This is a genomic window from Microbacterium sp. GXF7504 (assembly GCF_054798235.1).
The window spans coordinates 261,582-282,524 of record NZ_JBSJZI010000005.1; the positions used below are offsets into that span (position 1 = coordinate 261,582).

Genomic DNA, 20,943 nt, shown 5'->3' on the forward strand with positions numbered 1-20,943 from the left:
TGCCTACGACCCGCCGGTCAGGTCGCGCCCTGCGGCGGCGAGACGAGCAGCTCCACCCGCTCGCGCAGGTACCCGGCCAGCGGCTGGTACCCGCCGCCCGCGCTCCACCGCACCGACGGGATGCCGTCGACGAGCGCGACGGGTCCCGACGCGCCGCCACGGGCCACCGCATCCAGGTCGATCGGCTGCCAGTCCAGGTGCACCGTCTCGCCCTCGGCGAACCCGCCACGGAAGGCCGCGGCGGCGACGGCGGCGCGCTCCCGCTGCGATTCGGCGGCGAACCCGCGCCGGGCCTCCTCGCGGGCGCGCACGATCTCGCCGGTCGCGAGGAGCGCGTCGTCGGTGAGGAGGAGGACGCCGAGGTGCCAGGCGTCACCCGCCGGCTCGATGCGCGGCGCGCGGGCGATGCCGAGGATGCGGCGCGGGGTCCGCAGCATCCCGAGACGCTCGCGCGGCGCCCCCGCGAGCCGGCTCCGCGCCTCCGCCAGCAGGTCGTCGATCATGCCGTCCATTCTCGCGAGTGGGCGGTCGTGGCGGGGATCGCGGCGCGCGGCGTCGCCACGAGTGCGCGTCAGACGGGCGTGATCGGGGACCAGGTGCCGGGGCTGGGGAACTCGGCGTAGCGGACGTCGACCCCGTCGGGCCCGATCGCGGCGACGCACACGAGGAGCGACAGCGTCGGGTAGCCGTGCACGGTGTTGTCGCGGATGATCGACCGGTCGTCGAACGGGCCGAGTTCCGCGCCGGCGGCGAGCACGTCGAGCCACGGGCGGTACCAGTCCGGCCCCGGCTCGGGGGATGCTGCGCGGAACCGCTCCAGCCAGTGCGCGATCCGCGCCGTGCCCGCATCGTCGACGTCGTCGTGCGCGATCATGTGCGTGCCGGGCCCGATCTCCTGCGAGCGCAGGGCCTCCCCGTCCCACGACACGACGCGGGTGCGGCCGGGTTCGGTCTCGAGCAGGTTGAACCCGTGCATCGGCGGGCGTCCCTCGGGCGAGCGGCCGGCGACCGAGTCGAGCGCGAGCGACCCGCGCGAGCGCACCGCCGTCTCGGGCAGGTCGAGCAGATCGGCGCGGTTGAGCAGCACGGCGAGCCGGTGCGCCTCGGGATCGGCGGCGAGCCAGGCCCCGCCCGCCCGGATGTCCTGGACGCCGGTCACGCCGGGATGCTGCGGCCACCACGTGCCGAGCGCGTTCCACGGCCGGTTCGGGTCCTCGTCGCGGACGGCGAGCAGCAGCGTCCGCTCCGACGCGGACTCCGGCACATGGACGATCACGGTGCACACGGGCGACTCCTGGGTGAGGGGGGTGCGTGCGACAATCGAGCGGTGTTCGTCGTCGTCGCAGTCACAGGCGGGATCGCCGCCTACAAGACCGTACATCTCGTGCGGCGCCTCATCGGCGAGGGGCATGAGGTGCACGTCGTCCCCACCGAGGACGCGCTGCGGTTCGTGGGGCTGCCCACCTGGGAGGCGATCAGCCGCAACCCGGTGACGACGTCGGTGCACGACGACGTCGCGACCGTCCGCCACGTCTCGCTCGGGCAGCGCGCCGACCTCGTGATCGTCGCCCCCGCGACCGCGAACACGCTCGCCAAGATGGCCACCGGGCTCGCCGACGACCTGCTCGGCACGACGCTGCTCGCGACGACCGCGCCGGTCGTGGTCGCCCCCGCGATGCACACCGAGATGTGGCGGCATCCCGCCACCGTCGCGAACGTCGAGACGCTCCGCGCCCGCGGCGTGCACGTGGTCGGCCCCGCCGAAGGCCCGCTCACCGGCGGCGACAGCGGCCCGGGCCGGATGAGCGAGCCCGACGAGATCGCCGACGCGGCGCTCGCGCTCGTCGCCGCATCCGCCGACCTCGCCGGGGTCCGGGTGCTCGTGACCGCCGGCGGCACGCGGGAGCCGATCGACCCGGTGCGCTTCCTCGGCAACCGCTCCAGCGGCCGGCAGGGCGTCGCGCTGGCGCTGGCAGCCGCCGACCGGGGCGCCGAGGTGCACCTCATCGCGGCGCACGTCGAACGCGCCGTGCTCTCCCCCGCCCACGCGCACCCGCGGGTGAGGGTGTCGCACGCCGGCACGACGCTCGAGCTCGAACGGGCGACGACGGATGCGGCAGCGGACGCCGACGTCGTCGTCATGGCCGCGGCGGTCGCCGACTACCGCGCGGCCGAGGTGTCGGAGGCGAAGCTCAGCCGTGCCGGCACGGACGGCACCCGCACGCTCGAGCTCGTCGCGAACCCGGACATCGTCGCGGGCCTGGCCGCGACCCGCCGACCCGGGCAGCGGATCGTCGCGTTCGCGGCGGAGACCGCATCCGGTGACGACCTGCTCGAACGGGCGCGGGCCAAGCGGGAGCGGAAGGGCGTGGACGCGCTCGCCGTGAACGAGGTCGGGTGGGACCGCGGCTTCGAGGCGGCCGACAACGAGGTGACGCTCATCGGCCCCGACGGCGCCGTGCTCGCCCGCACCGCGGGGTCGAAGCGGGCGGTCGCCGACGAGCTGTGGACCGCGCTCCTGCCGCTCCTGCGCTGACCGCGACGCGCCGCGGAACCGATGGGTGCGCAGAACCGTCCAGAAGGTCCAGAATCGCGTCATGGACATCGGAGTTCCGGCAGAGGTCAAGAACCGTGAGCAGCGGGTGGCGCTCACCCCGTCGGGGGCGTACGAGCTGACGAGCCGCGGGCACACCGTCACGGTGCAGTCCGGCGCGGGGGCGGGGATCGGCATCCCGGACGACGCCTACGCCGGGGCCGGGGCGCGGATCGGCACGGTCGAAGAGGCGTGGGGCGCGGAACTCGTGCTGAAGGTGAAGGAGCCCATCGCGCAGGAGTACGGCTACCTGCGCGAGGACCTCACACTCTTCACGTTCCTGCACCTGGCCGCCGACGAGGCGCTCACCGACGCGCTGCTCGAGGCGGGCACGACCGCGATCGCGTACGAGACGGTGCAGCTGCCAGACCGGTCGCTGCCGCTCCTCGCCCCGATGAGCGAGGTCGCCGGGCGGCTCTCGGTGCTCATGGGCGGGTACCACCTGCTGGGTCCCCAGGGCGGATCGGCGAAGCTCCTCGCCGGGGTGCCCGGCACCGCGCCGGCGAAGGTGACGGTGATCGGCGGCGGCATCGCCGGGTGGAACGCGGCGGCGCAGGCGGTCGGGCTCGGCGCGGACGTGACCGTGCTCGACATCTCCATCCCGCGGCTGCGCGCATTCGACGACGCGTACCACGGGCGGGTGCGCACGCTCGCCTCGAACAGTCACGCGGTGGCCGCGGCGGTGGCCGACGCCGATCTCGTGATCGGGTCGGTGCTCGTCCCCGGCGCCCGCGCGCCGAAGCTCGTCACACACGGGATGGTCGAACGGATGCGGCCGGGCTCGGTGCTCGTGGACATCGCGATCGACCAGGGCGGCTGCTTCGAGGACTCGCACCCGACGACGCACGACGACCCGACCTTCCCGGTCGCGGGCACGGTCTTCTACTGCGTGGCGAACATGCCGGGCGCGGCCGCCGCGACCGCGACCTCGGCGCTCACGAACGCGACGCTGCCGTACGCGCTGCGCCTCGCCGACCTCGGCTGGCGCGACGCGGTCGACGACGACCCGGCGCTCGCGGGCGGGCTCACCACGACCGGCGGCGCGATCACGAACCGCGGGGTCGCGGAGGCCTTCCCGGACAAGCCGGCACGGCTCGGCGGATCCGGCGCCTCGGCATGACGACGGATGCGGCAGTCGACCGTCGGCGGCTCGTCGCCGTCGCCGCCGCGTACGCCGCGCAGGGGTTCGGGTACGCGACGGTCGTCACCGCGCTGCCGTCGTTGAAGGACCGCGTCGGCATCGACGACGCGACGGTCGCGCTGCTCCTGCTCGGCACGTGCGCCGCGGCGGCGGTCGGGTCCCTCCTTGCCGACCTCGTGGCGGTCAGGTGGGGCAGCCGGCAGGCGCTCGTGGGCGGGCTCGCCGCCCAAGCGGTCGCACTGGCGCTCCTCGCCGCGGCCGAGTCGCTCCCGGTCCTCATCGCGGCGGTCGCGGTGTACGGCGTCGGGCTCGGCGGGGTGGACGCGGCCTCGAACATGCAGGGCGCGCTCGCACAGCGTCGGCTGCCGCGTCCGATCTTCGGCCGGCTGTACGCGTCGTACACGGCCGCGGCGATCCTCGCGACCGCCGGCACCGCCGCAGTGCTCACCGCCGGGGCGCCGGCGCCGCTCACCCTCGTGATCGCGGGGGTCGTGGTGGCGGCGGTGGCCGCCGTCGGCGTCCGTGGCTTCGACCCGACGCGCGCGGCCCGGCGCGCCGGGGAGGCCGCCGCATCCCGGACCCCGCTCCCCCGCCGCGCGATCTGGGCGGTCGGCGCGCTCGTGTTCGCGGCCTTCGTGGTGGACGCCGCCGTGTCGAGCTGGAGCACCCTGTACCTCGCGGACGGCCTGGACGCGGCGCCGGGACTCACCCCGCTCGGGTACGGCGCGTACCTCGTCGCGGTGCTGGCGGTGCGCCTCTCGGCGGATCCCCTCGTCCGCCGGTTCGGGCGGCTCCGGGTCGGCGTGGCCGCCGTCGTCGTGGCGGTGGCCGGCGCGGTGCTCGTGGCGGCCGTCCCGGTCGCCGGCGGGGCGATCGCCGGGTTCGCGCTCATGGGCGCGGCGGCCGGCGCGCTCGTGCCGATCGCGTTCAGCCGGGCCGGCGAGCTGCTGCCCGAACGCAGCGACGAGGTGATCGCCCGGGTGAACCTCTTCAACTACGGCGGCGCGGTGGCCGGGGCGGTCACCCTCGGGCTCGTCGCCGCCGGCCCCGCGCTCGGCCCCGCCTTCCTCATCCCGGCCGGGATCCTGCTGCTCCTCTCGCCGCTGCTGCGCGCCGTGCGCGCCACCGCCGGCGCGCGCTGACCACCCGCATCCGCCGGGCCGGGTGGGTCCGCATCCGTCGCCGCGTCCCGCCCCTCCCATGTGCACAACTGCGGAGATGACACCCGACACGCCGAGCCGCCAGCCGCCCACCCCGGCGTGTCGCCCACGGACTCCGCAGTTGTGTCCGCCCGCGGCGGGTCCGTCGCAGGGTGCCGCAGCGCCGGTGCACCCGAGCCGGACGCCGAGGCCCCCGCATCCGTCGGGCCCGTTCCGCCGCATCCGTCGCCGCACCCCGCCCCTCCCATGTGCACAACTGCGGAGATGACACCCGACACGCCGAGCCCCCGGCCGCCCACCCCGGCGTGTCGCCCACGGACTCCGCAGTTGTGCCCGCCCGGCGGCACCGGAGACCAGCGAATGCGGCTGCCGGCGCCGTGAGTCAGCGGGCGCGGCGGCGCCAGCCGGCGATGTCGGGCTCGTCCTCGCCGTGCCGGCGCGTGTACTCGCGGGCCTGGATGCGGCGATCGGCGAGCGCCTGCCGCAGCCCGCCGTGCCGCTCGGCGGCGCCGGGCACCCGGTCGAGCGCGTCGATCGCCAGCTGGAAGCGATCGATGTCGTTCAGCATCACCATGTCGAACGGGGTCGTGGTGGTGCCGCGCTCCTTGTAGCCGCGCACGTGCAGGTTGCCGTGCCCGCGACGCCGGTAGGTGAGCCGGTGGATGAGCCACGGATAGCCGTGGTACGCGAACACGATCGGCGCGGTGGCGGTGAACACGGCGTCGAACTCCGCATCCGTCAGCCCGTGCGGGTGCTCCCCCGGTGACTGCAGCCGCATGAGGTCGACGACGTTCACGACCCGCACCGCCAGTTCGGGCGCGCCGTCCCGCAAGAGTTCCGCCGCGGCCACCACCTCGGTCGTCGGAACGTCGCCGGCCGCTGCGAGCACGACATCGGGCGCGTGCCCCGGGCGCTCGTTCCCCGCCCACGGCAGGATGCCGAGGCCCCGGGTGCAGTGGACGACGGCCTCGTCGATCGTGAGCCATTGCGGCGCGTCCTGCTTGCCGGCGACGACGAGGTTGACGTAGTCGGTCGTGCGCAGGCAGTGGTCGTAGGTCGACAGCAGCGTGTTGGCGTCGAACGGCAGGTACACCCGGACGACGTCGGCGCTCTTGTTCGCCACGACGTCGATGAACCCGGGGTCCTGATGGCTGAAGCCGTTGTGGTCCTGCCGCCAGACGTGGCTGGACAGCAGGTAGTTCAGACTCGCGATCGGACGCCGCCACGGGATCCCGCGCGATGCCTCGAGCCACTTCGCGTGCTGGTTGAACATCGAGTCGACGATGTGGATGAACGCCTCGTAGGAGTTGAAGACGCCGTGCCGCCCGGTGAGCAGGTACCCCTCGAGCCACCCCTGGCACTGGTGCTCGCTCAGCACCTCCATGACGCGTCCCGCGCGCGCCAGGTGCTCGTCGAGCGGCGACGTCTCGCCGTTCCACTGCTTCGCGGTCGTGTCGTACACGCCGGGGGCGAGCTTGTTGGATGCGGTCTCGTCGGGGCCGAAGATGCGGAACGTGTGCGGGTTGCGCCGGATCACCTCCGCGAAGTACCGCCCGAGCGCGGCCGTCGCCTGCCCGAGCTCTGCACCGGGTTCCGCGACCTCCACGGCGAAGTCGCGGAAGTCCGGCAGGTCGAGGTCGGCGCGCAGGAGCCCGCCGTTCGCACGCGGGTTCGCCGACATCCGTCGGTCGCCCTCCGGCGCCAGCGCGCGGATGTCGTCGCGCGGGCCGCCGGCCTCGTCGAACAGCTCGTCGGGGCGGTACGACCGCATCCAGTCCTCCAGGAGGGCGAGGTGCTCGTCGGTGTCGCGGGCGTTGGCGAGCGGCACCTGGTGCGCGCGCCACGTGCCCTCCACGGGCAGCCCGTCGACCTCGGCGGGGCCGGTCCACCCCTTCGGCGAGCGCAGCACGATCATCGGCCACCGCGGACGCGTCGTGTCGCCGTCGGCGGCGGCTCGGCGGAGGTCCCGGATGCGGTCGAGCACGTCGTCGAGCGCAGCCGCGAACCGCCGATGCACCTCGCGGTGGTCCTCGTCGGCCTCGAACGTGACGAACACCGGGTCGTGCCCGTAGCCGCGGAGGAGGTCGCGCAGCTCCTCCTCGGGGATGCGGGCGAGCAGGGTCGGGTTCGCGATCTTCCAGCCGTTCAGGTGCAGGATCGGCAGCACCGTGCCGTCGGTCACCGGGTTCAGGAACTTGTTGCCGTGCCATGCGGTGGCGAGCGGGCCCGTCTCGGCCTCCCCGTCGCCGACGACGCAGAACACCGTCAGGTCGGGGTTGTCGAACGCCGCGCCGTAAGCATGGCTGAGCGAGTACCCGAGCTCGCCGCCCTCGTGGATCGAGCCCGGTGTCTCGGGCGCGGCATGGCTCGGGATGCCGCCGGGGAACGAGAACTGGCGGAACAGCCGCCGCATCCCGTCCTCGTCGAGCCCCACCGCGGGGTACCGCTCCGTGTACGTGCCGTCGAGCCACGCGCTCGCGACCATGCCCGGCCCGCCGTGGCCGGGACCCGCGATGTACAGCGCGTCGAGGTCGCGTTCGCGGATCGCGCGGTTCGCGTGTGCCCACACGAGGTTCAGTCCCGGCACCGTGCCGAAGTGCCCGAGCAGCCGCGGCTTCACGTGGTCGCGGTGGAGCGGCTCGCGCAGCAGCGGGTTGTCGAGGAGGTAGATCTGCCCGACGCTGAGGTAGTTCGCCGCCCGCCACCACCGGTCCAGGGTGTCGATCGCGGCGTCGTCGAGGGCTCGGGTGCGCACGGAGGAGTCGGCCATCCGGCCATGGTCCCCGGGCGCCGGATGCGGCGGAACGGGCTTGCCCGCCGCATCCGCTGCCGCTACGGCGCACCCCGGAGGCCGCCGTGTCAACCCCCGGCGCTCGGCGGCGCTCGCCCGCGTAGGTTCGACCGTCGTGGGCACGATGTTTTACGGCGACGACAACACGGCACTCGAGTTCGACGACCGCGCGCTCGCGCACCTGAAGGTCGTGATCGCGACGAAGCTCCGCCGCGGCGAGAGCTTCACGATCTCGTGGACGCACCGCGAGGGCGAGGAGCCGGGGCGCAGCACGATCTGGATCGCCCCCTCGATCCCGCTGCGGTTCGTGTTCGACGATCCGGAGCCGATGACGCTCAGCCCCAAGTACCTCGAGAAGCTGTCGACGAGCGCGAACTCGTCCGGCGGCATCATGCTCGTCGACGAAGAACCCGAGTAGGGCCGCGCCGCCGCATCCGGCGCCCACGAGACCCCCAGGGACGACAGGAAGGCAGCACGGATGACGCGCTTCGGCTACACGATCATGGGCGAGCAGAGCGGGCCGAGGGAGCTCGTGCGGTACGCGCAGGCCGCGGAGGGCGCCGGCTTCGACTTCATCGCCGCCAGCGACCACTACACGCCGTGGCTCACGAGCCAGGGCCATGCGCCGTACACGTGGACGGTGCTCGGCGCGGTCGCGCACGCCACCACCGAGATCGAGCTCATGACCTACGTCACCTGTCCGACCATGCGCTACCACCCGGCCGTCGTGGCCCAGCAGGCGGCGACGCTGCAGGTGCTCGCCGAAGGTCGCTTCACGCTCGGACTCGGCTCGGGCGAGAACCTCAACGAGCACGTCGTGGGCGAGGGCTGGCCGGCGGTGAGCGTGCGGCAGGAGATGCTCGTCGAGGCGATCGAGATCATCCGCGAGCTGCACACCGGTGAGCTCACGACCTACGAGGGTGAGTACTTCCGCGTGGACTCCGCCCGCATCTGGGACCTTCCCGAGGGCGGGGTGCCCATCGGGGTCGCGGTCTCGGGCGACAGCTCGATCGCGCAGTTCGGCCCGCTCGCCGACCACCTCATCGCAGTGCAGCCGGACGCCGACCTCGTCTCCGGCTGGGAGGCCGCGCACGCCGGCGGCGGGTCACGCAAGATCGGCCAGATCCCGATCAGCTGGGATCCCGACCAGGATGCGGCGATCGCCCGTGCGCACGACCAGTTCCGGTGGTTCGGCGGCGGCTGGCCGGTGAACGCCGACCTGCCGACCCCGGCCGGGTTCGAGGCGGCGTCGCAGTTTGTCCGCCCGGAGGACGTCGCGGGATCGATCGCCTGCGGCCCCGACCTGGACGCGATCGCGGAGAGCGTGCGCCCCTACATCGAGGCCGGTTTCACCGACGTCGCGGTGGTGCAGATCGGCGACGAGCAGCAGGAACGGTTCGTCACCGAGGTGGCGGAGCCGCTGCTCGAGCGGCTCCGCGCCCTCTGACCCGCCCTCGCTGTTCACAACTCAGGCAGAATCGACCTCCACCCCCCGGTTCGGGGCGGTCAGGGCCGGTTCTGCCTGAGTTGTGCGCACCCGGCGTGCGGTGTCACGCGCGCGCGGCGTGCCCGAACTCCTCAGATCCGACGGCATCAGGCCCGGAACGGGCCCCCGCGGACGGTTTCTGAGGAGTTCGGGAACCGGGCTCAGCGACCGGACGGCGACGTCTGCTGGGCCTTCTCGGTCGCGGAGAGCGGGCGGGCGATGTCCTCGAGGGAGCGCCGTTCGGCCTTCACCCCGAGGAACACCTCGACCAGGCCGGCGGCGATCATGAGGCACGCGCCGATCACGTAGCCGAGGGCCACCATCTGGATGCCGTCCTCGATGAACTGGCCGAACAGGATCGGTCCGATGATGCCGCCGAGGCCGGTGCCGACGGCGTAGAAGAACGCGATCGCCATCGCGCGGGTCTCCATCGGGAAGATCTCGCTCACGGTCAGGTAGGCCGAGCTCGCTCCGGCGGAGGCGAAGAAGAACACGACCATCCAGCACGCGGTGAGCCAGAACGCGTCGAGCAGTTCGGCGTTGAAGAGCCATGCGGTGCCGAGCAGCAGCACACCGCTGCCGATGTACGAGAACGAGATCATGACCTTGCGGCCGACGCTGTCGAAGAGCGGACCGAGCAGCACGGGCCCGAGGAAGTTGCCGATCGCGATCGGCACGAGCGCCCAGGGCGCCACGTCGTCGGGCACGTCGAGCAGTTGCGTGAGCACGAGCGAGTAGGTGAAGAACACGGCGTTGTAGAGGAACGCCTGCCCGATGAAGAGCGACAGCCCGAGCACGAACCGCTTCGGGTACTGGGTGACCGCGACCTTCACGATCTCGCCGAACCCGGTGGACTTCCGCTGCCGGATCTCCATCGCGTCGTCCTCGGACACCTCCTCGAGTGGCTCGCCGCGCTCCTTCTCGATGCGTTCCTCGATGTCGCCGACGGTCTTCTCGGCCAGCTCGTTGCGGCCGTGGATGAAGGCCCAGCGCGGCGACTCCGGCACGGACTTGCGCACGAACAGGATGATGAGGCCGAACACCGCACCGAGCCCGAATGCGACGCGCCAGCCGATGTCGGCGGGGAGGAGGTCCTCGTTGAGGAGGAAGACCGTGACGACGGCGCCGAACGCGCAGCCGAGCCAGTAGGAGCCGTTGATCGCGAGATCGACGACACCGCGGCGCTTGGCGGGGATGAGTTCGTCGATCGCGGAGTTGATCGCGGCGTACTCGCCGCCGATCCCCGCCCCGGTGAAGAACCGGCAGATGAAGAAGTAGATCGGGTTGAACGAGAAGGCCGTCGCGACGGTGGCGACCAGGTACACGCCCAGGGTGAGGATGAAGAGCTTCTTCCGGCCGAAGCGGTCGGTCAGGTACCCGAAGAAGAGCGACCCGAGACACGCACCGAGCACGTAGATCGCCGCCGCCTGACCGATCTGCGCCGGCGAGAGGTCGAGCCCGCTGCTCTCGTCCGTCAGTCGGCTCGCGACCGCGCCGACGATCGTGACCTCGAGCCCGTCGAGGATCCAGACCGTGCCGAGTCCGGCGACGACCAGCCAATGCCAGCTCGACCACGGAAGCCGGTCCATCCGCGCGGGGATCGTCGTGCTGATCGTCCCGCCCTGCTGCCCGCTCATGATGTCTCCTCACCGGGCGTCGACGGTGCCGCCCGAGTCAGAGGCTAAGGATGCGGCCGATCCGGCCGAGAGGGGTTGACGACGGCCGCGTCGTGGCACAGGGAACGCTCAGGCACGCGCCTCCCGGACCGCGTCGTGGCGTCAGTGCGCGGCCACCGCCGCCGGGCGTCCCGGGATCAGCGCGGCGATGACGGCGGCGAGGAGCGCCCCGGCGGCGCCGATGCTGAGCGAGACGAGGAACCCGCCGAGGGTCGGCACGGCGTGCCCGCCGACCTCCTGCACGAGGGATGCCAGCACCACGCCGATGACGGCGGCGGATGCGGTGGTGCCGAGGGAGCGCATGAGCGAGTTGAACCCGTTCGCCGCGGCCTTCTCCGTCGCCGGGACGGCGCCGAGGATGAGCGCCGGCATGGATCCCAGGCCGAGACCGACGCCGCATCCGGTCACGGTCGTGGCGACCAGGAGCAGCACCAGCGTGGCGAGGACGGTGCCGTCCGACGCGGCACCCGGCGTCCGGTCGCCGATCGTGCCGAGCACGACGGCGGCGAGGCCGTAGCCGACGGCGATCACGAGGCTTGCGAGCGTGAGGGTGGTCTTGGGTCCACGGATGCGGCTGATGCGGGCTCCGAGTTTGGAGACCGCCATCATGCCGAGCCCCATCGGCGCGATCCACAGCCCCATCTGCACCATGGTCTGGCCGAGCCCGTACCCCAGCTCGACGGGCAGCTGCAGCACCTGCGGGACGATGAGGTTCATCGCGTACATCGCGAAGCCGATGAGGATCGAGGCGAGGTTCGTGAGCAGGACGACCGGACGCACGGTCGTGCGGAGGTCGACGAGGGGGGCGCGGCGTCGCAGCTCGTACCACCCCCACGCCACGAGGACGACGGCCGCGATGCCGAAGGCCGTGAGCGTCGTCGCGCTCCCCCAGCCCCACTCGGCGCCCTTCGAGACGGCGAGCAGCAGCGCGACGAGTCCGACGGCCAACCCCGCCGCACCGACGGAGTCGAAGCCGTGGCCGGCACCGGCGCCGCCGTTCGCCGGGATCACCACGACGAGGGCGACGGTCACCAGGACCGCGACGGCCGCGGTCGCCCAGAAGAGCACCCGCCAGGATGCGAACTGGGTCACGGCCGCAGCGATCGGTAGGCCGAGGGCTCCGCCGATGCCCATGGACGAGCTCATGAGTGCGATCGCCGCGCCGGTCCGCTCGCGCGGCAGCACGTCGTGGAGCAGCGAGATGCCGAGCGGCACCATCCCGGTCGCGAGTCCTTGCAGGCCGCGACCGACGATCATCGGCACGACGCCCCACGCGAGAGCGCACAGGACCGAACCCAGGATGAACGGCACGATCGCGACGAGCAGCATCCGCTTCTTGCCGTACATGTCCGCGAGACGCCCGAGCACGGGGGTCGACACGGCACCCGTGAGGAGCGTGACCGTGATGATCCACGACGTGGTCGACGCCGGCGCGTCGAAGATGACCGGGAGGCTGCCGATGATCGGCACGACGAGCGTCTGGGCGAGCGACACCACGATGCCGGTGGCCGCGAGGACGGCGACGACCAGGCCGGGAGCGACGGGACGGGGTGGTGCGACGGCGGGGGATGTGCGTGGCAGACTCACATATGCATCATACACATCGTATGCATGTGACATATGGGGTGCAGAATGACGGTATGGACATCGACCCGGTCGCCGTCGTCGAGTACGAGGCGATGATCTTCGGCCGCCACCTCGCCGGGTTCCCGGGACGGTCGCGCCGTCGCCACGGGGTCCTCGACCAAAGCGCGTACGTGCTCCTCTCACTGCTCCGTGTCGCCGGTCCCATGTCGATCCGCGAGCTGTCGGACACGACCGGACTCGACGCGTCCACGCTGAACCGGCAGACCGCCGCCCTGGTACGCAGCGGTCACGCCGAGCGCATCCCCGATCCCGACGGCGGCGTCGCCCGGAAGTTCACCGCCACTGCGGCGGGCACCGCGGCGCTCCTGGAGGAGCGGGAGGCGAGCCGCGCCGCGTTGGCGTCGCTCACCGCCGACTGGGCCCCGTCGGACCGGGAGGCGCTCGGCGAGCTCCTCGGGCGGCTGAACCGCGCCATCGAGTCCCGTGCCGGGCGCACCTGGCCGCGTCCCCCGGCGCCCGCGGACTGACGGCGACCGTCGTCGCGCGCACCCCTGTCAAGCCTCGGCGCGCCGCATCCGCCGCTCCCTACCATCGTTGCGGGCGCCGGACCGTTCGGCGTCCGGAAAGGGGCAGAGATGGGACAGCACGAGGTCTTGGCGGCGCTGGTCGAGGAACGCGGGGTCACGGTCGCGGTCGCGGAATCCCTCACGTCCGGCAACGTGAGCGCCGCCGTCGGTGCCGCGCCGAACGCGCAGGAGTGGTTCGCCGGCGCACTCACGGCCTATTCGGTCGAGGTGAAGCAGCAGCTGCTCGGCCTGCGCGAAGGGGTCGACCCCTGCTCGCCCGAGTGCGCGGAGACGATGGCGGAGGGCGTCCGCAAGCTCCTCGGAGCCGACGTGGCGGTCTCGACCACCGGCGTCGGCGGCCCGGACCCGCAGGACGGACACCCGGCCGGCACGGTCTACATCGGGTGGTCGACCCCGACCGAGACGGGCTCGCGGCTGTTCACCTTCGACGCGAGCCCCGAGGAGGTCGTGCACCGCTCGGCGTCGACCGCGGTCGACCTGCTCACCGCCGCGGTCGGAAGCGTCGCGGTCCCGGCCTGACCCGGGAGACGACACCGCCCCCGTCGGCTGCGAGCCGGGACGGGGGCGGTCGTGCGTCAGGGGATCAGACGCGACGGTACTGGGAGACCATCGGGCAGTCGAACGGGTCGCCGCCCGCGGCCAGGCCCACACGGTTGAGGTACTGGATGACGATCCCGTACGACTTGAACAGGCTCGTCTCGGTGTAGGGCACGCCGAAACTGTCGCAGTAGTCGCGGACGACCTCGCGGGCCTTCGCGAGGTGCGGACGCGCCATGCTCGGGAACAGGTGGTGCTCGATCTGGTAGTTCAGGCCGCCCATGAGGATGGTGGCCCACCAGCCGCCGGAGATGTTGCGCGAGGTGCGCACCTGCTTGCTGAAGAAGTCGAGGCGGGCGTTCGGGTCGATGATCGCCATGCCCTTGTGGTTCGGCGCGAACGCGGCGCCCATGTAGATGCCGAACACGGCGAGCTGCACGCCCATGAAGGCGAACGCCATGCCGAGCGGCAGCAGCAGGAACACGGGCACGATCACGACGGCGAGGCGGACGACGATGAGCGACAGCTCGAGCCAGCGGTGCTTGACCGGGCCGCGCGAGAGCAGGTGCTTGATGCTCAGGAAGTGGAGGTTGATGCCCTCGAACGCCAGGAGCGGGAAGAAGAGGTAGCCCTGCTTCTTGGTGATGAGCTTGCGCAGGCCCGTGGCGGATGCCGCATCCTCTTCGAGGAACGAGATCGTGTCGATCTCGATGTCGGGGTCCTTGCCGACCTTGTTCGGGTTGGCGTGGTGGCGGGAGTGCTTCGAGTCCCACCAGTCGTAGCTCATGCCGACGATGCCGGGGCCGACGATGCGCGAGAGCATGTCGTTCGCCTTCCCGCTCTTGAAGATCGTGCGGTGCGCGGCCTCGTGGGCGATGAAGGCGGCCTGGGTGAACAGGATGCCGAGGGCGCCGGCGATGAGGAGCTGGAACCAGGAGTCGCCCAGCAGGATGAATCCGGTGATCGCGCCGCCGAAGCCGAGCGCGATGGCGCCGGCGACGGCGCTGTAGAACCAGGGTGCGCGGCGGAGGAGCCCGAGCTCCTTGGCCGTCTGCGACACCTGGGTGTAGGCCCGTGCGACGGGCGGGAAGGTCTCTGAGGTGGCGTAGGTCTGTCGGACCGGGCCGAGGGTGGATGCGGGCAGTGCCATGGCGGCTCCCGTCGATCGGCGGAGGAGGACGTCCTCCTGCGGTACAGCCAAAGGCAGGTCGCCGATCGCCTGTGGCCGACACTACCGGGGGGTTCATGCGCGCAGCGGTATACCCAGGACATGCCCAGGCCACTGCCAGACGCGTGGGCGCTCAGTCGATGCGGACGAGCAGCGCCAGGCCACCGGGCTGCGCGGGAAACCGTCGCAGGTCGACCCGCAGGTCCTGCGGCGAGACGCGCCACGGGCGGGCGGCGAGCAGCACCGACATCGTCTCGAGCAGGGCGACCGTGGCGGGTTCGCCCGGGCACCGATGCCCGGTCGACATCGGGCCCGCGCCCTGCGCGACGATCGCCCCCTCGTCCTCGCCGCGGGCGAACCGGTCCGGGTCGAAGCGGGCCGGGTCACGCCAGCGGCGCGGGTCGCGGTTCGTCGCGAACAGGTCGACGACCACGCGGTCACCGGGTTCCCACCGCAGGTCGCCCCACTCCAGCGCGCGGGTCGCGGCGCCGCCGATGAGCGGGAAGAACGGCGTCGTCCGGCGCACCTCCTGCGCGAACGCGTGCGCGTCGGCCGCGCCGGCACGGATGCGGTCGCGCCACTGCGGCCAGAGGTGCATGCCGAGCGCCGCGAACACACCGAACCTCGCCACCGCGACGATCGGACGCAGGAGGTTCAGCAGCTCGATCCCGGCGGTGCGGTCGTCGTCGACGAAACGGACGACGTGCGCGGCGAGGGTGCCCTGGCCGCCACCGCCGGCACGCAGACCGCGCACCACGCCCGCGACCCAGTGCTCGGTGCGCAGCCGCAGCATCCGGCCGTGAAGGTTCCGCGGTCCGAAGGATCCGGCACCGTCGATCATCGCGGCGAACTCCTCGGTCCGCGCCTGCAGCGCCGCCTCGTCGTACGGGATGCCGAGCCAGTCGAGCGCGGTGGCCGTCAGCGTCCGCGACAGCAGGAACCACAGGCTCACCGCGTGTCCGGCGCGCGCGTTCCACTCGCGCTCGAACCGCTCGGCGAACAGGTCGCCCAGCGCGGCGCCCGCCGCGGGCGGCGTCGCGACCTCGACGAACACCGCCTTGCGTCCGAAGTGCGCATCGCCGGAGAGGGTCTGCACGCTGCCTTCGTCCTGCAGCGAGTGGAGCACGGACCGCGGCACGACCGGCTTTCGGTCGAAGCGGTCGGGTCCGTAGAAGAAGTCCGCGGCGTCAACGCCGCGCAGGAACGTCGTGGGGCGGCCGAGGAGCCGCATCCGGAACGCATCCGTGCCGTGGGCGTCGAACCGCTTCGCGCCGAAGAGGTACCCCTCGGCGAGCAGGCCGACGGCGGCCTCGCCCGGGATCGCGACGACCCGCGGCTGCGCCTCAGCGGTCTTCGACACGGAGGTCGCGCGGCGCGTCGTCGTCGAGACCCGCACCCGGTTCGTCCTCGGGGGCGAGATCGCCCTGGCCGTCGTCGCCGAGCTCGGCGTCGAGCGTCTCGTCGTCCTGCGTCTCGGGCAGCTGGTCGTCACGCGAGGCCACGAGCGACTCCCGGGGGATCTCCTCGCGCTCCTCGGGCTGGGCGTCATCGGGCGGGAACGGCTGGCCGACGGTGTCGTCGGCGGGATCATGCGTCGTCATGCCGCGAGCCTTCCACCGGCGCCGCCGCCGCGCCGGGCCGTTGACAAGCGCGCGACGGGCGTTCACGGCGCGCCGCGTACCCTTGTGGAGTGGAACTGAACGACACCCGCGCCTGGAACCGTTTCTACGCGAAAGGCACCCCCGTCGACATCGAACCCGTCACCGGGTCGCTCAGCGACATGCTCGACGAGCGCGTCGCCGAGTACGGCGACCGCGACGCGGTCAGCTTCTTCGGCGCGACCCTGACCTACCGCGAGCTCGGCGACCGGGTCGCCCGTGTCGCGAACGCGCTGCGTGGATACGGCGTCAAGGCCGGTGACCGCGTGGCGCTGGTCATGCCCAACGCCCCGCAGCACGTCATCGCGTTCTACGCCGTGCTTCGGCTGGGCGCGGTCGTCGTCGAGCACAACCCGCTCTACACCCGCGACGAGCTCGAGGTGCAGTTCCGCGACCACGGCGCGCAGGTCGTGATCGCGTGGGACAAGGTCGCACCGGTCGTGCAGTCGCTGTCGGCGAGCCTCGACATCCGGCTTATCGTTTCGGTCGACGTCACCCGCGCGATGCCGTTCGCGACGCGCCTCGCGCTGCGCCTGCCCATCGCCAAGGCACGGGAGTCGCGCGCGAAGCTCACCGCCGTCGCGCACGGCACGGTGCCGTTCGCGCGCCTGGAGAAGTCGCAGCCGCTCGACGCCACGCATCCGCGCCCGACACTCTCCGACATCGCCTGCCTGCAGTACACCTCCGGCACCACCGGTACCCCGAAGGGTGCGATCATCACGCACGGCAACCTGTGGTCGAACGCCCGGCAGGGTGCGGCGTGGATGCCGGACTTCGCGTTCGGATCCGGCAGCATCTACGGCCTGCTGCCGATGTTCCACTCCTTCGGGCTGCTGCTCTCGGTCGTCTACGCCGTGCACACGGGGTCGCGGGCGGTGCTGTTCCCCACCTTCGACCCTGAGCTCGTCTCGAAGGCGGCGGAGAAGTTCCCGCCGACGTTCATCCCCGCCGTCCCGCCCATGTTCGACCGGCTCGCCCGCGTCGCACGCGACGGCAAGCTCGACCTCAGCGAGGTCGTCTACGCGATCTCCGGGGCGATGACGCTCACCCCGGCGGTCGTGAACCGCTGGGAGAAACTCGCCGGGAGCATGCTCAACGAGGGCTACGGCATGACCGAGACGAGCCCCGTCGCGCTGGCGAACCCCTTCGACGCCGCCCGCAAGATCGGCACCATCGGCATCCCGTTCCCGTCCACGGACATCCGGGTCGTCGACCCCGACGAGCCGACCCGGCAGGTCGCGCAGGGCGAGGTGGGCGAGCTCATCATCCGCGGCCCGCAGGTGTTCCAGGGGTATTGGAACCGACCCGAGGAGACCGCCGCGACGCTCATCGAGGGCGGATGGCTGCGCACCGGCGACCTCGTCTCGCAGGACGAGGACGGCTTCGTCACGGTCGTCGACCGCAAGAAGGAACTCATCATCACGGGCGGCTTCAACGTCTCGCCGAGCGAGGTCGAGAAGGTCGTGAACAGCGTGCCGGGTGTCGCGGAGACCGCCGTCGTGGGCGTGCCGCGCGGCGGCGGCGCCGAGGTGGTCACCGCGGTGATCGTGCTCGAGCAGGGCGCGACGTTCGACGAGGAGACCGCCCGGCAGACCGCGCGCGAGCACCTCGCCGAGTACAAGCGCCCGACCACGTACCTGGTGTGGGAGGAGCTGCCGAAGTCGCTGATCGGCAAGATCCTGCGGCGCCGCGTGCGCGACACCCTGCTCGCCGACCGGCACGCGGTGCGCGCGATCGCCGAGGACGACTGACCGCATCCGCCGGGCGCCCGCACCCGTCGCCGAGCCACCCCTTTGACTGCGAGCCACCCCTCAATCCGCCGCAGGAAGAGGGGTGGCTCGCTGAAAAGGGGGTGGCTCGCGGGGCATGACCGCGCGGGCGGGCGGGTCAGATGGGCTGGATGCCGAACGCCCGGGCGAGCCGGTCGATCTTCTGCGCCCGGCCGAGACGGGGCAGGTCGCTGCCGTCTCGGATGACGCGACCGCGCGCCTCGAAGTCGTCGAGGAAGTCGCGGGCCCAGGTCACGTCGGACTGCGTCGGCGAGATCGCCTCGTTGATCACCGACAGCTGCTCGCGCTCGAGGCAGAGCTTGCCGGTGAGGCCCAGCGCGACCGCGACCTCGGACTGCTCGCGGAGGATCGGATGCGACGCGCTCACGGTCGGGCCGTCGATGGGGCCGGGCAGGTCGCCGATGCGGGACGCGACGACGAGCCGCGAGCGCGGGTACGCCATGGCCAGGTCGTCGGCGCTCGTGCCGGTGTCACGGCGGTAGTCGCCACTGCCGAAGGCGAGCCGGAAGGCGCCGCGGGCGCGGGCGATCGACACTGCCTCCTCGATGCCGAGCGCGGACTCGATGAGGGCGAGCACGGGGGTGGAACCGCCCAGACGGTCGAAGGTCTCGGTGACGTCGGCGGCGGACTCGGTCTTCGCGAGCATGACGCCGCGCAGGCCCGGCAGCCCCTTCAGCTGGTCGACGTCGTCGCTCCAGAAGTCGCTGGTGCGGTCGTTGATGCGCACCCAGGCGCTGCCCTTGTGCGCGAGCCAGTCGGAGACGTCGTCGCGGGCCGCGGGCTTGTGCGTGGGGTCGACGGCGTCCTCGATGTCGAGCACCACCTGGTCCGCGCGTGACGCCGCCGCGGCGTCGAACTCCTCCGGCCGGCGCCCGGAGACGAGCAGCCAGGAGCGCGAGATCTCGGCGGGGATCCCCTCGGAGGGGACGGGACGGGCGGACGAGGGCAGGGTCATCGGGGCGGGTCTTCTCTCTCGACGTGAGGGGCGGTCGTCGGCGGCCGGCGTGCGGCGCAGCTATCCAACGTACCCGCGTCCGCGCCGCAGGTGGCCCCATGGTTGGTATCGGATGCGGCGGACCCGGTGCGCCCGGACGCCGTGAGCGGTACGCTCTGGTCACCCATCGCCGATCGCACCATCGATCTCGAAGGCAGGCGCCCATGGCTCTGTTCACCCGTGGTTTCGGTTCGCGTCGTCAGGAGTCGGATCCCCGCATCCCGCCGGGGCAGTACCTGACGGACGACTTCCCGGTGCTGTCGGCGGGCCCCACGCCGCACGTGCCGACCTCGGAGTGGTCGTTCGCGATCCGCACGGAGGACGGCGCACTCACGTCGTGGACGTGGGACGAGTTCATGGGCCTTCCGATCGAGACGGTCGAGACCGACATCCACTGCGTCACGCGGTGGTCGAAACTCGGCACCACCTGGCGCGGCGTCTCGCTCGACACCCTCTTCGAGGGCGTGGAGACCTCGGCGGGGTACGCCATGGCGCACTCGTACGGCGGGTACACGACGAACGTGCCGCTCGACGACCTGCTCGGCGGCAAGGCATGGGTCGCGTTCGAGTTCGAGGGGGAGCCGCTCGAGCCGGAGCACGGTGGTCCCGCACGGCTGCTCGTGCCGCACCTGTACTTCTGGAAGAGCGCGAAATGGGTGCGCGGGATCGTCATGCACGAGGACGACGACCCCGGGTTCTGGGAGCAGAACGGCTACCACATGCACGGCGACCCGTGGACGGAGGAGCGGTACTGGTGAGGACCTCCGGCTGGTTGCCGGCCCGCATCGCCGAGGTCGAGGCGACGACCGGCCACGCCCGCGTGCTCACCCTCGAGGTGCCCGAGTGGCCCGGCAACGAGCCCGGGCAGCACCTCGACGTGCGGCTCACCGCGGAGGACGGCTACCAGGCCGAACGGTCGTACTCGATCGCCTCGTGGGGGCCGGGCACGCGGGTCGAACTGGCCGTCGACGAGGTGCCCGACGGCGAGGTGTCGCCGTACCTGGTGCGCGTCGCCGAGCCCGGCGACATGTTCGAGGTGAAGGGTCCGCTCGGCGCGTACTTCGTCTGGGATGCGGCCGACCCCTCGCCGGTGCAGCTGATCGCGGGCGGCTCGGGCATCGTGCCGCTGCTCGCCATGGCGCGTGCGCACGACCGCACGCCCGACGCCCCGCTCCGGCTGCTGTACTCGGTGCGCTCCCCCGCCGACGCGATGTACCGCGATGAGGTCGAGGACCTCGGCCGGCGCTCGGTGACGGTCGAGTGGGTCTACACGCGGCAGGGGCCGGACGGCTGGGACGGCCCGGTGGGACGCCTCACCCCCGCCCGGGTCGCGGATGCGGTGTGGCCGCCGGAGCGCCGGCCCCTCGTCTACGTGTGCGGGCCGACGGCGTTCGTCGAGGCCGTCGCGAACGCGCTCGTGGCGGCCGGGCACGACCCGGCGCGGGTGCGGACCGAGCGATTCGGAGGTGCGTGATGGGAACGGGTTCGTCGGGCCGGCCGCACGCGGCCCACGTCGTGGACGGCAACGCGATCGCCGGGGTGCTCGGGGTGCTGCGCGAACAGGATCCCAGCACGCTCGTGGTCGAGTGCGGCGGATGCGGGGCGACCGCGCCGCTGGGCGCCTGGGTCGTGGAGGCCGATGCGGTCGCCGACATCGTGCGCTGCCGCGCGTGCACGCGGACACTGTGGACGATCCTCCGCGACGGCGACGCGGTCACCGTCCGGATCGCCGGCCCCTGCAGCATCCGCACCGCGCCCTAGCCGCCGAGACCACA

General features: G+C 72.5%; 20 protein-coding genes. 11 read left to right on the top strand and 9 right to left on the bottom strand.

Translation table 11 applies throughout. The annotated features are described in order from the left end of the window. Window positions 1-17: 17 nt before the first annotated feature. Both ACWAUO_RS13715 and ACWAUO_RS13720 read right to left on the bottom strand, forming a co-directional pair. Window positions 18-503 (bottom strand): glutaminase, encoded by a 486-nt coding sequence (locus tag ACWAUO_RS13715; protein WP_460776193.1) that lies wholly within the window; start codon window positions 501-503, stop codon window positions 18-20. A 68-nt stretch (window positions 504-571) separates the two neighbouring features. After that, window positions 572-1,285, bottom strand: coding sequence for an NRDE family protein (locus ACWAUO_RS13720; RefSeq protein ID WP_460776194.1), 714 nt, complete (start codon window positions 1,283-1,285; stop codon window positions 572-574). A 42-nt stretch (window positions 1,286-1,327) separates the two neighbouring features. Here ACWAUO_RS13720 and coaBC point away from each other — a divergent pair, with 42 nt between their 5' ends. The 3 genes from coaBC to ACWAUO_RS13735 all read left to right on the top strand — a co-directional run bounded on the left by coaBC (window position 1,328) and on the right by ACWAUO_RS13735 (window position 4,876). Then, a complete protein-coding gene (gene coaBC / locus ACWAUO_RS13725; protein WP_460776195.1) occupies window positions 1,328-2,536 on the top strand; it encodes a bifunctional phosphopantothenoylcysteine decarboxylase/phosphopantothenate--cysteine ligase CoaBC in 1,209 nt (402 codons plus the stop codon). Between the two features lie 61 nt (window positions 2,537-2,597). Continuing rightward, entirely contained in the window at window positions 2,598-3,713 is a 1,116-nt protein-coding gene (gene ald / locus ACWAUO_RS13730) for an alanine dehydrogenase (RefSeq protein WP_460776197.1), read from the top strand. Then, window positions 3,710-4,876, top strand: coding sequence for an MFS transporter (locus ACWAUO_RS13735; protein ID WP_460776198.1), 1,167 nt, complete (start codon window positions 3,710-3,712; stop codon window positions 4,874-4,876). Before ald ends, ACWAUO_RS13735 begins: the two co-directional genes overlap by 4 nt. Before the next feature lie 400 nt (window positions 4,877-5,276). Here ACWAUO_RS13735 and ACWAUO_RS13740 read toward each other — a convergent pair whose 3' ends face one another. Continuing rightward, complete coding sequence (locus tag ACWAUO_RS13740) at window positions 5,277-7,664, bottom strand: phosphoketolase family protein (RefSeq protein WP_460776199.1); 2,388 nt, start codon at window positions 7,662-7,664, stop codon at window positions 5,277-5,279. A gap of 136 nt (window positions 7,665-7,800) precedes the next feature. Here ACWAUO_RS13740 and ACWAUO_RS13745 point away from each other — a divergent pair, with 136 nt between their 5' ends. Together ACWAUO_RS13745 and ACWAUO_RS13750 are read left to right on the top strand one after the other, a co-directional pair. Beyond that, window positions 7,801-8,103, top strand: a complete 303-nt coding sequence (locus tag ACWAUO_RS13745) for a DUF7882 family protein (protein WP_460776201.1) — start codon at window positions 7,801-7,803, stop codon at window positions 8,101-8,103. Window positions 8,104-8,163: 60 nt separating this feature from the next. Beyond that, the gene (locus tag ACWAUO_RS13750) at window positions 8,164-9,132 is read left to right on the top strand and encodes an LLM class F420-dependent oxidoreductase (protein WP_460776202.1); all 969 of its coding nucleotides are present in this window, start codon (window positions 8,164-8,166) and stop codon (window positions 9,130-9,132) included. Window positions 9,133-9,332: 200 nt separating this feature from the next. Here the strand turns inward: ACWAUO_RS13750 and ACWAUO_RS13755 are convergent, their stop codons facing one another. After that, complete coding sequence (locus tag ACWAUO_RS13755) at window positions 9,333-10,808, bottom strand: MFS transporter (RefSeq protein ID WP_460776203.1); 1,476 nt, start codon at window positions 10,806-10,808, stop codon at window positions 9,333-9,335. Window positions 10,809-10,949: 141 nt separating this feature from the next. Then, window positions 10,950-12,434 (bottom strand): MFS transporter, encoded by a 1,485-nt coding sequence (locus tag ACWAUO_RS13760; RefSeq protein ID WP_460776205.1) that lies wholly within the window; start codon window positions 12,432-12,434, stop codon window positions 10,950-10,952. Window positions 12,435-12,487: 53 nt separating this feature from the next. Between ACWAUO_RS13760 and ACWAUO_RS13765 the strand changes: the two genes are divergently transcribed. Both ACWAUO_RS13765 and ACWAUO_RS13770 read left to right on the top strand, forming a co-directional pair. Next, on the top strand, window positions 12,488-12,961 hold the full coding sequence (locus ACWAUO_RS13765) for a MarR family winged helix-turn-helix transcriptional regulator (protein WP_460776206.1): 474 nt from the start codon (window positions 12,488-12,490) through the stop codon (window positions 12,959-12,961). Between the two features lie 108 nt (window positions 12,962-13,069). Further along, entirely contained in the window at window positions 13,070-13,540 is a 471-nt protein-coding gene (locus tag ACWAUO_RS13770) for a CinA family protein (protein WP_460776208.1), read from the top strand. A gap of 64 nt (window positions 13,541-13,604) precedes the next feature. On the opposite strand, the gene ACWAUO_RS13775 is transcribed toward ACWAUO_RS13770, so the two are convergent. From ACWAUO_RS13775 to ACWAUO_RS13785, 3 genes are all read right to left on the bottom strand, one after another. After that, window positions 13,605-14,708 (bottom strand): fatty acid desaturase family protein, encoded by a 1,104-nt coding sequence (locus ACWAUO_RS13775; RefSeq protein ID WP_460776210.1) that lies wholly within the window; start codon window positions 14,706-14,708, stop codon window positions 13,605-13,607. 151 nt (window positions 14,709-14,859) lie between these two features. Beyond that, a complete protein-coding gene (locus tag ACWAUO_RS13780) occupies window positions 14,860-16,086 on the bottom strand; it encodes a cytochrome P450 (RefSeq protein WP_460776211.1) in 1,227 nt (408 codons plus the stop codon). Beyond that, window positions 16,070-16,327, bottom strand: coding sequence for a hypothetical protein (locus tag ACWAUO_RS13785; protein ID WP_460776213.1), 258 nt, complete (start codon window positions 16,325-16,327; stop codon window positions 16,070-16,072). Before ACWAUO_RS13785 ends, ACWAUO_RS13780 begins: the two co-directional genes overlap by 17 nt. Window positions 16,328-16,416: 89 nt before the next feature. On the opposite strand from ACWAUO_RS13785, the gene ACWAUO_RS13790 reads away from it, so the two are divergent. Then, window positions 16,417-18,135, top strand: coding sequence for a long-chain-fatty-acid--CoA ligase (locus tag ACWAUO_RS13790; protein WP_460776214.1), 1,719 nt, complete (start codon window positions 16,417-16,419; stop codon window positions 18,133-18,135). Between the two features lie 136 nt (window positions 18,136-18,271). Here the strand turns inward: ACWAUO_RS13790 and ACWAUO_RS13795 are convergent, their stop codons facing one another. Beyond that, window positions 18,272-19,129 carry an HpcH/HpaI aldolase/citrate lyase family protein gene (locus ACWAUO_RS13795; protein WP_460776216.1) on the bottom strand — a complete coding sequence of 286 codons (858 nt, stop codon included), beginning with the start codon at window positions 19,127-19,129 and terminating at the stop codon, window positions 18,272-18,274. A gap of 203 nt (window positions 19,130-19,332) precedes the next feature. Between ACWAUO_RS13795 and ACWAUO_RS13800 the strand changes: the two genes are divergently transcribed. From ACWAUO_RS13800 to ACWAUO_RS13810, 3 genes are read left to right on the top strand one after another with little or no spacing between them, the layout of a single operon-like run. Further along, a complete protein-coding gene (locus tag ACWAUO_RS13800; RefSeq protein ID WP_460776218.1) occupies window positions 19,333-19,926 on the top strand; it encodes a sulfite oxidase-like oxidoreductase in 594 nt (197 codons plus the stop codon). Next, window positions 19,923-20,642: a ferredoxin reductase gene (locus ACWAUO_RS13805; protein WP_460776219.1), complete on the top strand. Its 720-nt coding sequence runs from the start codon at window positions 19,923-19,925 to the stop codon at window positions 20,640-20,642. The genes ACWAUO_RS13800 and ACWAUO_RS13805 overlap by 4 nt, the downstream gene beginning before the upstream one ends. Next, window positions 20,642-20,929, top strand: a complete 288-nt coding sequence (locus ACWAUO_RS13810) for a DUF6510 family protein (protein ID WP_460776220.1) — start codon at window positions 20,642-20,644, stop codon at window positions 20,927-20,929. Before ACWAUO_RS13805 ends, ACWAUO_RS13810 begins: the two co-directional genes overlap by 1 nt. Window positions 20,930-20,943 lie beyond the last annotated feature (14 nt).

Bases quoted from the DNA above. Each gene is read 5' to 3' on its own strand.
- ACWAUO_RS13810 (WP_460776220.1), top strand. From the start codon at position 20,642: ATGGGAACGGGTTCGTCGGGCCGGCCGCACGCGGCCCACGTCGTGGAC.
- ACWAUO_RS13715 (WP_460776193.1), bottom strand. From the start codon at position 503: ATGATCGACGACCTGCTGGCGGAGGCGCGGAGCCGGCTCGCGGGGGCG.
- ACWAUO_RS13740 (WP_460776199.1), bottom strand. From the start codon at position 7,664: ATGGCCGACTCCTCCGTGCGCACCCGAGCCCTCGACGACGCCGCGATC.
- ACWAUO_RS13750 (WP_460776202.1), top strand. From the start codon at position 8,164: ATGACGCGCTTCGGCTACACGATCATGGGCGAGCAGAGCGGGCCGAGG.
- ACWAUO_RS13785 (WP_460776213.1), bottom strand. From the start codon at position 16,327: ATGACGACGCATGATCCCGCCGACGACACCGTCGGCCAGCCGTTCCCG.
- ald (WP_460776197.1), top strand. From the start codon at position 2,598: ATGGACATCGGAGTTCCGGCAGAGGTCAAGAACCGTGAGCAGCGGGTG.
- ACWAUO_RS13800 (WP_460776218.1), top strand. From the start codon at position 19,333: ATGGCTCTGTTCACCCGTGGTTTCGGTTCGCGTCGTCAGGAGTCGGAT.
- ACWAUO_RS13775 (WP_460776210.1), bottom strand. From the start codon at position 14,708: ATGGCACTGCCCGCATCCACCCTCGGCCCGGTCCGACAGACCTACGCC.
- ACWAUO_RS13795 (WP_460776216.1), bottom strand. From the start codon at position 19,129: ATGACCCTGCCCTCGTCCGCCCGTCCCGTCCCCTCCGAGGGGATCCCC.
- ACWAUO_RS13770 (WP_460776208.1), top strand. From the start codon at position 13,070: ATGGGACAGCACGAGGTCTTGGCGGCGCTGGTCGAGGAACGCGGGGTC.
- ACWAUO_RS13755 (WP_460776203.1), bottom strand. From the start codon at position 10,808: ATGAGCGGGCAGCAGGGCGGGACGATCAGCACGACGATCCCCGCGCGG.
- ACWAUO_RS13735 (WP_460776198.1), top strand. From the start codon at position 3,710: ATGACGACGGATGCGGCAGTCGACCGTCGGCGGCTCGTCGCCGTCGCC.
- ACWAUO_RS13765 (WP_460776206.1), top strand. From the start codon at position 12,488: ATGGACATCGACCCGGTCGCCGTCGTCGAGTACGAGGCGATGATCTTC.